This is a genomic window from Pseudomonas sp. RIT-PI-o (genome assembly GCF_001297215.1).
Taxonomy (GTDB): Bacteria; Pseudomonadota; Gammaproteobacteria; order Pseudomonadales; family Pseudomonadaceae; genus Aquipseudomonas; species Aquipseudomonas moraviensis_A.
Genome location: NZ_LHPA01000026.1, coordinates 194066 through 207960, shown reverse-complemented (window position 1 = coordinate 207960; position 13895 = coordinate 194066). Strand labels below are relative to the sequence as shown.

Annotated in this window: 13 protein-coding genes; 2 read left to right on the top strand and 11 right to left on the bottom strand. The window is 61.3% G+C overall.

Annotated features, from left to right (window positions below):
- Window positions 1-4 precede the first annotated feature (4 nt).
- From AEQ63_RS17865 to plsB, 3 genes are all read right to left on the bottom strand, one after another.
- A complete protein-coding gene (locus tag AEQ63_RS17865; protein WP_064364267.1) occupies window positions 5-694 on the bottom strand; it encodes a DUF4197 domain-containing protein in 690 nt (229 codons plus the stop codon).
- 27 nt (window positions 695-721) lie between these two features.
- Entirely contained in the window at window positions 722-1117 is a 396-nt protein-coding gene (locus tag AEQ63_RS17860) for a YbaY family lipoprotein (protein ID WP_042606966.1), read from the bottom strand.
- Window positions 1118-1234: 117 nt separating this feature from the next.
- A complete protein-coding gene (plsB, locus tag AEQ63_RS17855; protein WP_064364266.1) occupies window positions 1235-3736 on the bottom strand; it encodes a glycerol-3-phosphate 1-O-acyltransferase PlsB in 2502 nt (833 codons plus the stop codon).
- A gap of 238 nt (window positions 3737-3974) precedes the next feature.
- Between plsB and AEQ63_RS17850 the strand changes: the two genes are divergently transcribed.
- Entirely contained in the window at window positions 3975-4184 is a 210-nt protein-coding gene (locus AEQ63_RS17850; protein ID WP_007908870.1) for a cold-shock protein, read from the top strand.
- A 91-nt stretch (window positions 4185-4275) separates the two neighbouring features.
- Here AEQ63_RS17850 and AEQ63_RS17845 read toward each other — a convergent pair whose 3' ends face one another.
- The 4 genes from AEQ63_RS17845 to AEQ63_RS17830 form a co-directional block, all read right to left on the bottom strand.
- On the bottom strand, window positions 4276-4653 hold the full coding sequence (locus tag AEQ63_RS17845) for a hypothetical protein (protein ID WP_064364265.1): 378 nt from the start codon (window positions 4651-4653) through the stop codon (window positions 4276-4278).
- Window positions 4654-4728: 75 nt separating this feature from the next.
- Complete coding sequence (locus AEQ63_RS17840) at window positions 4729-5538, bottom strand: putative RNA methyltransferase (RefSeq protein ID WP_042606969.1); 810 nt, start codon at window positions 5536-5538, stop codon at window positions 4729-4731.
- Window positions 5538-6689 carry a succinyl-diaminopimelate desuccinylase gene (gene dapE / locus AEQ63_RS17835; protein ID WP_042606970.1) on the bottom strand — a complete coding sequence of 384 codons (1152 nt, stop codon included), beginning with the start codon at window positions 6687-6689 and terminating at the stop codon, window positions 5538-5540. Before dapE ends, AEQ63_RS17840 begins: the two co-directional genes overlap by 1 nt.
- A gap of 239 nt (window positions 6690-6928) precedes the next feature.
- The gene (locus AEQ63_RS17830; RefSeq protein WP_064364264.1) at window positions 6929-9520 is read right to left on the bottom strand and encodes a glycosyltransferase; all 2592 of its coding nucleotides are present in this window, start codon (window positions 9518-9520) and stop codon (window positions 6929-6931) included.
- 214 nt (window positions 9521-9734) lie between these two features.
- On the opposite strand from AEQ63_RS17830, the gene tcdA reads away from it, so the two are divergent.
- Window positions 9735-10553 carry a tRNA cyclic N6-threonylcarbamoyladenosine(37) synthase TcdA gene (gene tcdA, locus AEQ63_RS17825; protein ID WP_064364263.1) on the top strand — a complete coding sequence of 273 codons (819 nt, stop codon included), beginning with the start codon at window positions 9735-9737 and terminating at the stop codon, window positions 10551-10553.
- A gap of 104 nt (window positions 10554-10657) precedes the next feature.
- On the opposite strand, the gene AEQ63_RS17820 is transcribed toward tcdA, so the two are convergent.
- The 4 genes from AEQ63_RS17820 to AEQ63_RS17805 all read right to left on the bottom strand — a co-directional run bounded on the left by AEQ63_RS17820 (window position 10658) and on the right by AEQ63_RS17805 (window position 13840).
- The gene (locus AEQ63_RS17820) at window positions 10658-11062 is read right to left on the bottom strand and encodes a SufE family protein (protein WP_064364262.1); all 405 of its coding nucleotides are present in this window, start codon (window positions 11060-11062) and stop codon (window positions 10658-10660) included.
- Entirely contained in the window at window positions 11059-12264 is a 1206-nt protein-coding gene (locus tag AEQ63_RS17815) for an aminotransferase class V-fold PLP-dependent enzyme (RefSeq protein ID WP_064364261.1), read from the bottom strand. The genes AEQ63_RS17820 and AEQ63_RS17815 overlap by 4 nt, the downstream gene beginning before the upstream one ends.
- A 147-nt stretch (window positions 12265-12411) precedes the next feature.
- Window positions 12412-13446 (bottom strand): 2,3,4,5-tetrahydropyridine-2,6-dicarboxylate N-succinyltransferase, encoded by a 1035-nt coding sequence (gene dapD, locus AEQ63_RS17810; protein ID WP_042606974.1) that lies wholly within the window; start codon window positions 13444-13446, stop codon window positions 12412-12414.
- A gap of 31 nt (window positions 13447-13477) precedes the next feature.
- Window positions 13478-13840, bottom strand: coding sequence for an ArsC family reductase (locus tag AEQ63_RS17805; protein WP_141681006.1), 363 nt, complete (start codon window positions 13838-13840; stop codon window positions 13478-13480).
- Window positions 13841-13895: the final 55 nt, after the last annotated feature.

The following is a 13895-nucleotide window of genomic DNA, read 5'->3' as shown; positions in this document are numbered from 1 at the left end:
CCGTTTACAACGTACCAAACACCTTCTTCGCCAGACTCGTCGCCGCAGCGGCCGGGTTCTGACGAATCGTTTCTTCCTGCTTGCCGATCATCTCGAACAGGCCATTAAGTGCTTGCTCGGTGACGTAACTCTCAACATTGGCGCTCTTGGCATCAACTACGCCGAATGCCGCTGCCTGCCCGGCAAACGAATTGTACTTCTGCGCGACGCCGACCTTGTCGGTGGCTTGTTTGACGATGGGCAGGAATTTCGCGCGGATCTGTTCGCGGCTGGATTTGTTCAGGTATTGGGTCGCCGAATCGTTGCCGCCGCTGAGGATGCCTTTGGCGTCGGCCACGCTCATTTTTTTCACCGCGTCGACGAGGATTGGCTGGGCCTGGGTCACGGCGGATTCGGCGGCTTTGTTCATCGCGGTTTCCAGTTCTTCGACCTGGGCGCCCATGCCGAAGGCTTTCATCTTGCTCGCGGCTTTGCCGAGTTTGCCCGGCAGCTCGATTTTCACCTCGGGGTTGTTGCTGAAACCGCCCGGGGTGCCGAGTTGTTTCACGGCGATCTGCGCGCCCTGGGTCAGGGCGTCCTTGAGGCCGCCGGTGGCGTCTTGCTGCGACAGGTCATTGAGCGACAGGGCCAGGGCGTTGGCAGAGATCAGCAGGCCGGCGCAGACGGCGGCGAAGCGAAGGGTAGAGCGGCGCATGGCGGCTTCCTTGTGGCGAAAAATGGATTAACGAACGGCGTCGACGCGGATTTTCAGCGGCTGCGGGTCGTTGCCGTCGAGTTGCACGGCGTGGTTTTCGGTGGTGATGAACATCAGCTCGCCGTTGACCTCGATGCGTGCGCTGACCGAGTAACGGTGGCCGGGTTTGACCTGCGCCGGATCGTAGCTCAAATGAAACGGCAGCGGCACCTGGCCTTCGATTGGGCCTTTTTGTTGGGCGAGGACCACGGCCGGCGCATCGGCCAGCGACACGTCTTGCAGACTGACACTCAGGGTCGCGCTCGGCGGCAGGGCGATGCGTTGCAGGTAGAAGACTTCGCCGTCGAGGCTGGCCTTGCCGGGGGTGGTTGATTGGCAGGCGCTGAGCAGGGTAGCGGCGGCGAGGGTTAGCAGTTTGTTCATGTAGTACTCCATTCAATTGTAGGAGTGAGCCTGCTCGCGATAGCGGTGTGTCAGACGACAGTGATGTTGACTGAAAAACCGCTATCGCGAGCAGGCTCACTCCTACAGGGATTTGCGTCAGGCTTCCGGCAACGCGGTAACCTGCTCCGCCGCATCTTCACTGCGGTGCAGCGCGACCTGGCGGATCGACAGGCGAATTTCCGCCGGCAACACGCGCTTGGCCGCGCCTTCGGCCAGCTCGCCAAGCAGTTCGTGGTAGCTGAGCTTGCCGGCTTCGTCGCGGCGCAGTACGTCGAGGTCGAGCAGGGTCTGGATGAAATGGCGGAACAGGCTCTTGTCGAAAAACTCCGGGGCGTTCAAGCCGTGGAGGATCGACAGGCGCTGGGCCATGACCGTGCACAAGTCTTCCAGCTCTTCGGCGCTGATGCTGTTCTGGCCGCTGTTGAGCAGCAGGGACACGGTCATGTAGAAACGCTGCAAGGTCTGCGCGATGCTTTTCGACAGCAGCGTCAGCAGCACGAAATGCCGCGAACTCGGTGCCGGACGCAGATAAACATCCTTCTCGAAACGCAGCAGGCCCTGTTCGACGAACGCTTCCAGCCATTGATCGATCACCGCGTCGAGTTCGTCCAGGCTCCAACGGATGAACAGCTCCGATTGCAGGTACGGATACAGCGCGCGGGTATAGCGCAGGATCTGCTCGCGGCTCATGCGCGAGGTGCTCTGGAAGAAACTCGCCAGCAACGAGGGCAGGGCGAAAATGTGCAGGACGTTGTTGCGGTAGTAAGTCATCAGGACGGCGTTCTGCTCGTCCAGATACAGAATCTTGCCCAGCGCATCGTTCTGCTCGGCGAGCAGATCCATGTCTTTCACATGCTCGATCAGCGCACGGCCATCGCCTTCCGGCAAGGTGGTGTGCGGCGAATACGGGACTTTGCGCAGCAGCGCCAGATACAGATCCAGCACCCGTGCCATGGCGCGATCGTCCAGGGCCAGACGCGTGGTCGATAGCAGCGCCAGCGCCACCAGATTGACCGGGTTGATCGCCGCCGCTTCGTTCAGGTGTCGAGCGACCTTCTCGCCGAGGCGGTTGGTGGTTTCGTTGAGCCACGCCGGTTTGAACTGCGGGCCGAGTTCCTGCTGGCGCCAGTCCGGTTGCTCGGCGTCGAGGAATTCCGCCAGTTTGATCGGCTCACCGAAGTTCACCGCGACCTGACCGAAGCGCTGCTTCAGCGCGCCGATCACTTTGAAGATGTCGAAGATCGACTCTTTCTTCTTGCTCGCCCCGCGCAGCTCGCCCAGATAGGTGCGCCCTTCGAGCACGCGCTCGTAACCGATGTACACCGGGACGAACACGATCGGCATCCGCGACGAACGCAGGAAACTGCGCAGAGTAATCGCGAGCATGCCGGTTTTCGGTTGCAGCATGCGTCCGGTGCGCGAGCGGCCGCCCTCGACGAAATACTCGACCGGGAAACCTTTGGTGAACAGGGTGTGCAGGTATTCGTTGAACACCGAGGTGTACAGCGGGTTGCCCTTGAACGTGCGACGCATGAAAAACGCGCCGCCACGGCGCAGCAGGCTGCCGATCACCGGCATGTTGAGGTTGATGCCGGCGGCGATGTGCGGCGGGGTCAGGCCGTTGCGGAACAGCAGATACGAGAGCAGCAGGTAGTCGATGTGGCTGCGATGGCATGGCACGTAGATCACTTCGTGACCTTGCGCGACGTTCTGCACGCCCTCGATGTGGTTGACCTTGATGCCGTCGTAGATCTTGTTCCAGAACCAGCTCAGCACCACTTCGAGAAAACGAATCGCGGTGTAGGTGTAGTCCGAGGCAATCTCGTTGCCGTAGCGCAGGGCTTGAGCCTTGGCTTTTTCCAGGGAGATATTTTCGCGCTCGGCTTCGTCGAGGATCGCCTGTTTGACCAGCGGCTGGTTGAGCAGGCCCTTGACCAGATTGCGCCGGTGGGAAATGTCCGGGCCGATCACTGCGGCTTTCAGGTTGCGGAAGTGCACCCGCAGGATGCGCTGAGCCATACGCACGGTGCGTTCGTGGCCCTTGTTGTGATCGATCAGCTCACGCAGATGAATCGGCGCGGAAAACTGCACGCGGGTCTTACGCCCGAGGACGATGATGCTCAGCAGCCGGCGCAGGCGTCCGGTAACGGCCCAACTGTCGGCGAACAACAGTTTCCACGGGCTGTTTTCGCTGTCCGGCGACTGACCCCAGAACACGCTGACCGGAATGATCTGCGCGTCTTCGGCAGCGTTCTGCGTCAGCGCGCTGACCAGACGGGTCAGGGTCGGCGGCGCACCGCGTTTGTCCTGGCGGCCGAGCCAGTCCGGGTCCGGGGTCAGATAGAAAAACGCCGCCGGCTCGATCAACGAACCCACCGACACTGCCAGCACCGGACGCGGCAGGCCGGCCTTGGTGCACTCGGTGTCGACCACCGCCAGATCGGTCAGCGAGGGGTTTTGCAGGACGTAGAACACCGGACGACTGCGGTCGAGGTTGAGGGTGAACGACGACTGATTGATGGTCTCGGAGCGAACCCAGAGATACAGCAGGCGGCGCAGGGTGCCAAACACAAGACGGCGGAACGGGGAACGGGTCATACGGCTTCTGCGTGAGTGAATAAAACCGAGCAAGTGCTCGGGCGGTCGATAGTGTGCCGGATTCGCTGAAAATCGGCAAAAAAGCGGCGAAGTAATCTCCTGTTGAGACTTTTCGCACCTGTCATATACTCGGCGGTCTGTCGCCGGGGCCCTTTTATGGACGTCGGACGCAGGCTGACGTTCCTCGAAGGCTTTCCTGCGAAAAGCCTGTTCAATAATAAAAAAGGAGTATGAACAGATGGCAACACGCGAAACCGGCAACGTGAAGTGGTTCAACGACGCCAAAGGCTACGGCTTTATCCAGCGCGAAGACGGGGTGGACGTGTTCGTGCACTACCGCGCGATTCGCGGCGAAGGGCATCGCTCGCTGACCGAAGGTCAACAGGTCGAGTACGCGGTGATTACCGGCGAGAAGGGCTTGCAGGCTGAGGATGTTGTAGGCCTGTAACCTTGAAGACCAAAAGATCGCAGCCTTCGGCAGCTCCTACAGGTGTACACATGACCCCGTAGGAGCTGCCGAAGGCTGCGATCTTTTGCTTTCAGGCAGTTTTCCAGGTGATCTCTTCTTCTCCGTCTGCGCTGATGCGAATCCAGCGATCGGCGGTTTCCTCACCCTCTTCTTCGACCCAAGTTCCCGGTGCGCAACGCACTTCGACGTTCAGCGCGGCAAAGGCTGCGCGGGCGCAGGCGATGTCATCGTCCCAAGGCGTCTGGTCGCTTTCCAGGTACAGACTGTTCCACTTGCCCACGGCCTTCGGCAGCCAGGTCACCGGTACGTTGCCGGCCTTGCACTTGTACGTCTGGCCTTTCTGCACCCAGTCGCTGCACGGGCCCAGCGCTGCGCCGAGCCAGGCGGAAATGGCCTTGTGGTCGACGTCGGCGTCTTTCAGGTAAATCTCGATGTCCGGTTGGCGCATGGATGTCCTCACTGCGGGTCTGAAAAATCCATTCGCGGATTTAGCCGGCCCCGGGCCTGTGCCCGAGACCAAAAGTTATTGAAGAACGAAATAATCGTAGCGCATCGACACGGTGGTCTCGAACGGCTCGGCCTGTTCGATCACGGCCGCGCGACGCTCGGCACTGGCACGCCAGCCGTGGGGTGTCATCGCCAACAGGTTGGCGCGATCCTCGGGCTTGTCCAGGGTCAGCTTGAATTCCAGCGTCTCGCTATGGGCCAGCGCCATGCCGGCCGGCACCAGAGCCAGGTGCTTGTCGTCGGTGTACTCGCGCACCTCGTCGTACAGACGCTCGCGCAATTCCATCAGATGGCCACGGGTCGGGCCGACTTTCATCAGGCCGCCGCCGACGCTGAGCAGACGCTTGGCTTCCTCCCAGTCCAACGGACTGAAGACGCTGGCGAGAAACTGGCAACTGCCCGAAGCCAATGGCACGCGGGCCATGCTGGCAATCAACCAGGTAATCGCCGGGTTGCGCTTGCAGGCGCGTTTGACGGCTTCGCGGGAAATGTCCAGCGCATAGCCATCCGCATGGGGCAGAGCCTCGGCGATTTGCGCGGTGTAATAACCCTCGCCACAGCCGATGTCGACCCAGCGCTCCGGGGCAAAACTGGCCGCCAATTCAGCCAGACGTTTAGCGACTGGCGCGTAATGTCCGGCGTTGAGGAAATCACGTCGCGCTTCGACCATCGCCTGATTGTCGCCCGGGTCGCGGCTGTTCTTGTGCTGCACCGGCAGCAGGTTCAGATAGCCCTGGCGCGCACGGTCGAACCGATGCCCGGCAGGGCAGACCACGCCGTTGTCCACCGCATTGAGCGGTTCACTGCAAATCGGACACGCGAGCATCAGGCGAGCAACTTGATCAGGGTCTGGTAGTAAATCTCGGTCAGTACATCGAGATCCGCCGCCAGCACGCGCTCGTTGACCTGGTGGATAGTCGCGTTGACCGGGCCCAGCTCAACCACTTGCGTGCCCATGGTCGCGATGAAGCGGCCATCGGAGGTGCCGCCGCTGGTCGACGCCTTGGTTTCGCGACCGGTGATGTCCCTGATGCTCGACGACACCGCATCGAGCAGCGCGCCCGGCTCGGTGAGGAATGGCAGGCCGGACAGTGCCCAGTCGATGTGCCAGTCCAGACCATGTTTGTCGAGGATATCGGCAACGCGCTTTTGCAGGCCTTCGACAGTCGATTCGGTGGAAAAGCGGAAGTTGAACACCGCCACCAGATCGCCCGGGATCACGTTGGTCGCGCCGGTACCGGAATTGAGGTTGGAAACCTGGAAACTGGTCGGCGGGAAGAAGTCGTTACCATTGTCCCAGTGCTCGGCGGCCAGTTCGGCCAGCGCCGGAGCGGCGAGGTGAATCGGGTTCTTCGCCAGGTGCGGGTAGGCCACATGACCCTGCACGCCTTTGACCGTGAGCTTGGCGCCGAGGGAACCGCGACGGCCGTTTTTCACCACATCGCCGACCAGCGTGGTGCTCGATGGCTCGCCAACGATGCACCAGTCCAGACGCTCGTTGCGCGCGACCAGACGCTCGACCACCGCCTTGGTGCCGTGATGCGCCGGGCCTTCTTCGTCGCTGGTGATCAGGAACGCAACCTTGCCTTTATGATTCGGGTAATCGGCGACGAAACGCTCGGCGGCGACGGTCATCGACGCCAGGCTGCCTTTCATGTCCGCCGCGCCACGGCCACAGAGCATGCCGTGTTCGTCGATCACGGCGTTGAACGGGTCGATCTGCCACGCCGTCACCGGGCCGGTCGGCACCACGTCGGTGTGACCGGCGAAGCACAGCACTGGACCGTCGTTGTTGCCGTGAGTGGCCCAGAAGTTATCCACATCTTCGATGCGCATCGGCTCCAGGGTGAAACCGGCGTCGCCCAGGCGCTGCATCATCTGCTTCTGGCAGTCGGCGTCGACCGGGGTCACGGAGGGACGGCGGATCAGGTCGATGGCCAGTTGAAGGGTCGGCGATAGGTCGGCGTGGGCCGTCATGGAAAACTCCGAAGATCATGAATGTGGGCGCGGACAACTGTAGGAGTGAGCCTGCTCGCGATAGCGGTTAATCAGTCAACATACATATCGACTGTTACACCGCCATCGCGAGCAGGCTCACTCCTACAGGGATTGGGTTCGGTCAGTCGAACCGGGGACGCCGCCAAGCCCCGCAAAATGGCGGTTATCTTAAAGCAAAACGGCGACCGTTGGCCGCCGTTTAGTGCTGCGTTGCGGATTTAGACGACCGGTGCCGGCTCAGCCTTGGCCGCAGGTTTGGGCAACGACGACAGGAACGCCATGATCAGCGCTGCCAGATACGGCAGCGACTGCACCAGCAGCATGGTCACCCAGAAGCGCATGTCATTGCTCGGCATGCCGTTGACCAGGAAAATCCCCAGCGCCGCACCCCACAGCAACAGCATGATGAACAGCTCTTCACGCGCTTCGCTGATCGCCACCCAGAAGCCGTGGTTGTCGGCGTTTTTCGGCGTGCGGAAGAACGGAATGCTGCTGGTGAAGAAGCCGTACAGCACCGCTTTGGCAATGGTGTGCGACAACGCCAGGCCGGCCAGTGCCGCGCAGAACGCATCCTTCAGATTCACCCCCACCGCGCGGCGGTAGAGGAAGATGATCTTGCCGACCTTGAACACAAACAGCGCCAGCGGCGGGGTTGCGGAAAACAGCAGCGGCGGAACGACCCCTTGCGGGGCGAGGATCATTGCCGCCCGCCCCAACAGCGCGCCGACGGGGGAAAAAATGTTCATGCCACCGGCAACCCACGGCAGCCACCCGGCGAGGAAGTGATAACGCTGGCCACGGGTCAGCTCGGTGTCCTTGCCGCGCAGCAGGCTGCGGGTATGACGCTTGATGATCTGGATCGCGCCGTAGGCCCAGCGGAAACGCTGTTTCTTGAAGTCGATGAAGGTATCCGGCATCAGGCCCTTGCCGTAGCTGTCGTGGTAATACGCCGCCGACAGGCCTTTTTCGAACACGCGCAGGCCCAGCTCGGCGTCTTCACAGATGCACCAGTCAGCCCAGCCCAACTCTTCCAGCACCGAGCGGCGGGTCATGGTCATGGTTCCGTGCTGAATGATCGCGTCACGGTCGTTGCGGGTGACCATGCCGATGTGGAAGAAACCTTTGTACTCGGCGTAGCAAAGCTTCTTGAAGGTGCTTTCGTTCTGGTCGCGATAATCCTGCGGCGACTGCACCACGGCGATTTTCGGGTCGGCGAAGTGCGGCACCATGTGCTTGAGCCAGTTCGGGTGCACGCAGTAATCGGAATCGATCACCGCAATCACTTCGGCGTCCTTGGCGGTGTGCGGGATCAGATAATTCAGCGCGCCGCCCTTGAAACCTGCCAGCGGCGATACGTGGAAGAACTTGAAGCGCGGGCCCAGTGTTTCGCAGTAATCGCGCACCGGTTCCCACACCCCCGGGTCCTTGGTGTTGTTGTCGATGATCAGGACTTCGAAGTCCGGATAATCGAGCGCGGCCAGTGCATCGAGGGTCTGTTTGACCATCTCCGGCGGCTCGTTGTAGCAGGGCACATGGATCGAGACTTTCGGCCGGTAGTCCGAGTCGCCAAGCACTGGCAGGAATTCGCGCCGGCGCTTGTGAATCCACACCGCTTCGGCCAGCTCATGGGCCTCGGTGAGCAGGACGATGAACACCCCGAGCGCACCGAGTGCCAGAAGAAATCCCACCGTGAGGCTGAACCACGTGCTGTATTGCTGGCTGTAGTCGTAACCGATGTACACCAGCACCGAACCGCACAGGAACGCGATAAACGTCAGGAACGTCCGGCCGCGCTGGCGCAGGGCCGAGCCGTCGATCATCAGCAGGGTCAGCGACAGCAGCGCCAGCACCACCGAGCCGATCGCCAGCACGCGCCATTGCGGAATCGCTACTACCGGGCCTTCGAAATTGAATTTCTGCTGGCGCGCGGCATTGAACACGCCCCAATAGGCGCCGACGGAACCTTCATCGCTGGCTTTCCACGGCTGGTCGAAGGCTTCGATCACGAAGTAGTTGAAGCCTTGGCGATTGAGCTTGTTGACCAGTGTGCGCAGATAAATCGCCTGATCCGCTGGCGATGCATCGGCACCACCGCGCATGCGCCCGTTGCTCGGCCAGCCGACTTCGGACAGCAGCAGCGGTTTTTTCGGGAACAGTTTTTTCAGATCGCGGGCGCGGTCGAAGACGAACTGGCCGGCCTTGTCGACGGGAATGAACTCCCAGTAGGGCAGGACGTGGGCGGCGATCAAATCAACGTGCTTGGCCAGTTGCGGGTATTTTTCCCAGATGTGCCATTGCTCGGAGGTAGTCACTGGTACCTTGACGGCAGCGCGCACCCGATCCAGCAGAACGATCAACGCCTCAGGGGTGATCTCCTCGCGAAACAGTGCCTCGTTGCCGACCACTACCCGCACGACGCTGCGCGAGGTGTTGGCCAGTTCGATGGCTTTAACGATCTCCCGTTCGTTGCGTTCCTGATCCGGGCTGATCCAGATGCCGAGGGTGACCCGCAGGCCGAATTCTTCAGCCAGCTTCGGGATGTCTCCCAGCGAACCGTCGACCGAATAGATACGGATGTTGTCGGTCAGCTTGCTCATGATTTCCAGGTCACGGCGCATCTCGTCGTCCGACGGGTACTGATCCCTTTGGGGGTACTGCCCCTGCTGGAATGGCGAATACGAGAAGCCGGAGATCTGCTGCGGCCAGTTCGGCGCCGTGACCGGGCGATTGACCAGCGCCCAGAAACCGGTGAACAGGGCAGCGATGGCCAGCACCACCACCAGGTTGAGTCCAAATTTACGCGATGACATAGCTGTTTCGGGTTCCAAAGGCTGTGGAACGAAGATTCGGTCGGATAGACGTCCGAGGGGCGCGCATCCTACACCGGCGGTTAACCAGTCGTACAACTGCCGGGAAAATGCCTGACATTGGGCATCCGACTCTGACTTAAGTTCTTACACTTGTCGCTTGCAGCTTAAAACTTACCGCTGCGTAGCCCTATAATGCGCGCCGGTTTTTGGGGTAATGGTCATGAGTACAGAAGATCCGCGGTTTGCAGGCATCGCCCGTTTGTATGGCATCGAGGGCCTGGAACGCCTGCGCGCTGCCCATGTGGCGATCGTCGGCGTCGGTGGCGTCGGTTCCTGGGCGGCGGAAGCCATGGCCCGTTGCGGGGTGGGAGAGATCTCGCTGTTCGACCTTGATGACGTCTGCGTCAGCAATGCCACCCGCCAATTGCACGCCTTGGACAGCACCGTGGGCAAACCCAAGGTCGAGGTGATGGCCGAGCGTCTGCGCGGCATCAATCCTGATTGCACGGTGCACGCCGTGGCCGATTTCGTTACCCGCGACACCATGGCCGAATACATCACGCCGAACATCGACTGCGTGATCGACTGCATCGATGCGGTCAACGCCAAAGCGGCGCTGATCGCCTGGTGCAAACGCCGCAAGATCCAGATCATCACCACCGGCGGCGCGGGCGGGCAGATCGACCCGACGCTGATTCAGGTCTGCGATCTCAACCGCACCTTCAACGATCCGCTGGCCTCGAAAGTGCGCTCGACCTTGCGCCGTGACTACGGCTTCTCCCGCACCGTGACCCGGCACTACAGCGTGCCGTGTGTGTTCTCCACGGAACAGCTGCGCTACCCGAAACCGGACGGCAGCATTTGCCTGCAGAAGAGTTTTGTCGGCGACGGCGTGAAGCTCGACTGCGCCGGCGGGTTCGGCGCGGTGATGATGGTCACGGCGACGTTCGGCATGGTCGCGGCGACCAAGGCTGTGGACAAGATCGTCGCGGGGGTGCGGCGCCCTGCTGACCGAGTAAAACCTCAGGCTTGAAGTTGAGGCTGAGGGCGCTATCGCGAGCAGGCTCACTCCTACAGGGGAACGCATTCCAAATTGTAGGAGTGAGCCTGCTCGCGATGGCTGCGGAGCAGCCGCTTTTATTGAGCTAACTCATTCATCCGCGTGAGCACGGCATTGAGGCCATTACTGCGCGAAGGTGACAACTGCCGCGACAACCCCAACTGAGTGAACCACTCCGGCAGATCCACCTGCCGCAACTCAGCCGCCGACAACCCGTTAACCCGTAACAGCAGCAACGCCACCAACCCGCGAATCATCCGCGCATCGCTGCTCGCCCTGAACTGCCAGTGCCCGTCGCGCAAATCCCCCACCAGCCACACTTGGCTTTCACAGCCATGCACTCGATTGGCCTCGCACTTTTGCGCGTCAGCCAACGGCGGCAGACGATCACCAAACTGCATCAGCAACCGCGCTCGCTGTTCCCAGCCCGATGCATTCTGAAAAGTCTGCAGCGCTTCGGCTGCTTCAACCGGCAAGCTCATCGCAACAACTCCAGCGCCTGATCCAGGGCCTCGAAAAAGCGCTCGAGATCTTCCGAATCGTTGTACAGCGCCAGCGACACGCGAATCGCGCCGGCCAGTTCGAAGCTTTTCATCAGCGGCATGGCGCAGTGATGCCCGGCGCGCACGGCGATGCCCTGTTCGGTCAGCAAGTGCGCGAGATCGGCGTTGTGCACGCCTTCGACGACGAAACTGGCCAGCGCCAATTGCGGCTTGCCCAGCAGACGAATGCCATTACGAGCAGCGAGGCCGCGCAGCAGATAGTCGTGCAGCGCCGCTTCGTGGGCCGACACGGCTGGCTGATCCAGCCCGGCCAGATAATCCAGGGTCGCACCTAGGCCAATGACACTGGCAATCGGCGGAGTGCCCGCCTCGAAACCCAGTGGCGCCGGGCGAAAGCGCGAATCGTGATAGTTGGCGTCCAGCACCATCTCGCCGCCGAATTGCCATGGCTGCACCTGCTCCAGCGCAGCGTTGCGCCCGAACAGCACGCCCAGACCATCGGGGCCATAGAGCTTATGGCTGGAGAACACATAGAAGTCGCAACCCAGCGCCTGCACATCATGGCGACCGTGCACCACACCCTGCGCGCCATCGACCACGGTCAGAGCGTTCTGCGCCTTGGCCATGCCGAGCAAAGCGGTCAGTGGCTGCCAGGCACCCAGCACATTGGACAACTGGCTGACCGCCAACAAACGTGTGCGCGAGCCGATCAGCTGCACGGCGGCGGCGAGGTCGATCAGGCCGTCTACGTCCAGCGGCAGGATCACCAGCTTCAAGTTGCGGCGTTGCGCCAGTTGCTGCCACGGCAGCAGGTTGGCGTGATGCTCCAGAGCGCTGATGACAATCTCATCGCCGGGCTCGAACAGATGCTCGAGACCGTAAGCCAGCAGATTCAACGCACTGGTGGCGCCGTGGGTGAAAATGATCTGCCCGCTGTCACCCGCGTTCAGCCACTGGCCAACCTTGCGCCGACTGTCTTCGAACGCTTGCGTCGCATGGGCGCCGGGCAGGTGTTGCGCGCGATGCACGTTGGCCGAGCCATTGGCGTAGTAATGCGTCAGTGCGTCGAGCAGGGCCTGGGGTTTTTGCGTGGTGGCGGCGTTGTCCAGATAGGTCTGGTCTTGCCGTTGCAGCGCGGCGATGGCCGGGTAATCGGCGCGCCAGGGGGAGGGAATCATCATGGGTTCAGCCCTGTGAAATTGGGCGGGATGTACGCCAAACCTGTAGGAGTGAGCCTGCTCGCGATGACGGTGTGTCAGTCAACAAATCCGCAACGGATACACCGCTATCGCGAGCAGGCTCACTCCTACAATCGATCGTCCAGGCGCTTAGTTGTGAGCGTGCAGCGCTTCGTTCAGTTCGATCGCCGATTTGTGGGTCTTGCATTCCACAGCACCGGTTACCGAATTGCGACGGAACAGCAGGTCAGTCTGACCGGCCAGCTCACGCGCCTTCACCACCTTGACCAGATTGTTGTGTTCGTCGAGCAGCGCAACCTTGGTGCCGGCGGTCACGTACAGGCCCGACTCGACGGTGTTGCGGTCGCCCAGTGGAATGCCGATACCGGCGTTGGCGCCGATCAGGCAGCCTTCGCCGACCTTGATCACGATGTTGCCGCCGCCCGACAGGGTGCCCATGGTCGAGCAACCGCCGCCCAGGTCCGAACCCTTGCCGACGAATACGCCAGCGGAAACGCGGCCTTCGATCATGCCCGGGCCTTCGGTGCCGGCGTTGAAGTTGATGAAACCTTCGTGCATCACGGTGGTGCCTTCACCGACGTAAGCGCCCAGACGCAGACGTGCTGCATCAGCGATACGCACGCCGGCCGGTACCACGTAGTCGGTCATTTTCGGGAACTTGTCTACCGAGAACACTTCCAGCAGTTCGCCGCGCAGACGCGCTTCGAGTTGCATTTCCGCCAGTTCGCTGAGGTCGATCGCGCCCTGGCTGGTCCACGCCACGTTCGGCAGCAGCGGGAAGATACCGGCGAGGCTGACGCCGTGCGGCTTGACCAGGCGGTGCGAGAGCAGATGCAGCTTGAGGTAGGCCTCAGGCGTGGAGGTCAGTTGCGCGTCTTCGGCCAGCAGGGTGGCGACCAGCGGCTTGTGGCTTTCGGCCAGACGGGTCAGCAGCTTGCCTTGCACGGCATCGATGCCTTTCACCGCTTCGGCCAGTTGCGCAGCCTGGGCGGTGGTGAAGGTGATGGCCTGGTTGCCTTCGCTGTATCCGAGGATCGGCGCAACCGCCGCGACCAGCTCGGCTGAAGGATTGAGCAGTGGCTGTGCGTAGAACACTTCCAGCCATGCGCCTTGACGGTTCTGGGTGCCGACACCAAAGGCGATGCTGAACAGGGAATTGGACATGTGAATACCTCTACGAAGAGTGACGGGCTGCTTACTTCAGAGCGGCCGCGTAGATATCTGGCTTGAAGCCAATCAGGGTTCGGTCACCGAGATCGAGCACCGGGCGCTTGATCATCGAGGGTTGAGCGAGCATCAGTTCGATGGCTTTCGGCTGGTCGAGATCGGCTTTGCGTTCGTCGTCGAGTTTGCGAAAGGTCGTGCCGGCGCGGTTCAACACGGTTTGCCAGCCGTGCTCGTCGCACCATTGGGTCAAGTGCTCACGGTCAATGCCGGCGGTCTTGTAATCGTGAAAGTCATAGCTGACAGCGTGTTCATCGAGCCAGGTGCGCGCCTTTTTCATGGTGTCGCAGGCTTTGATGCCGAAAAGGTGCAACGTTTTACTTGAAACGGCCAAGGAATCGCCCCCTTTACAGGGGCTGGAAAAAAATGGTGACGGATTATGCCATGAC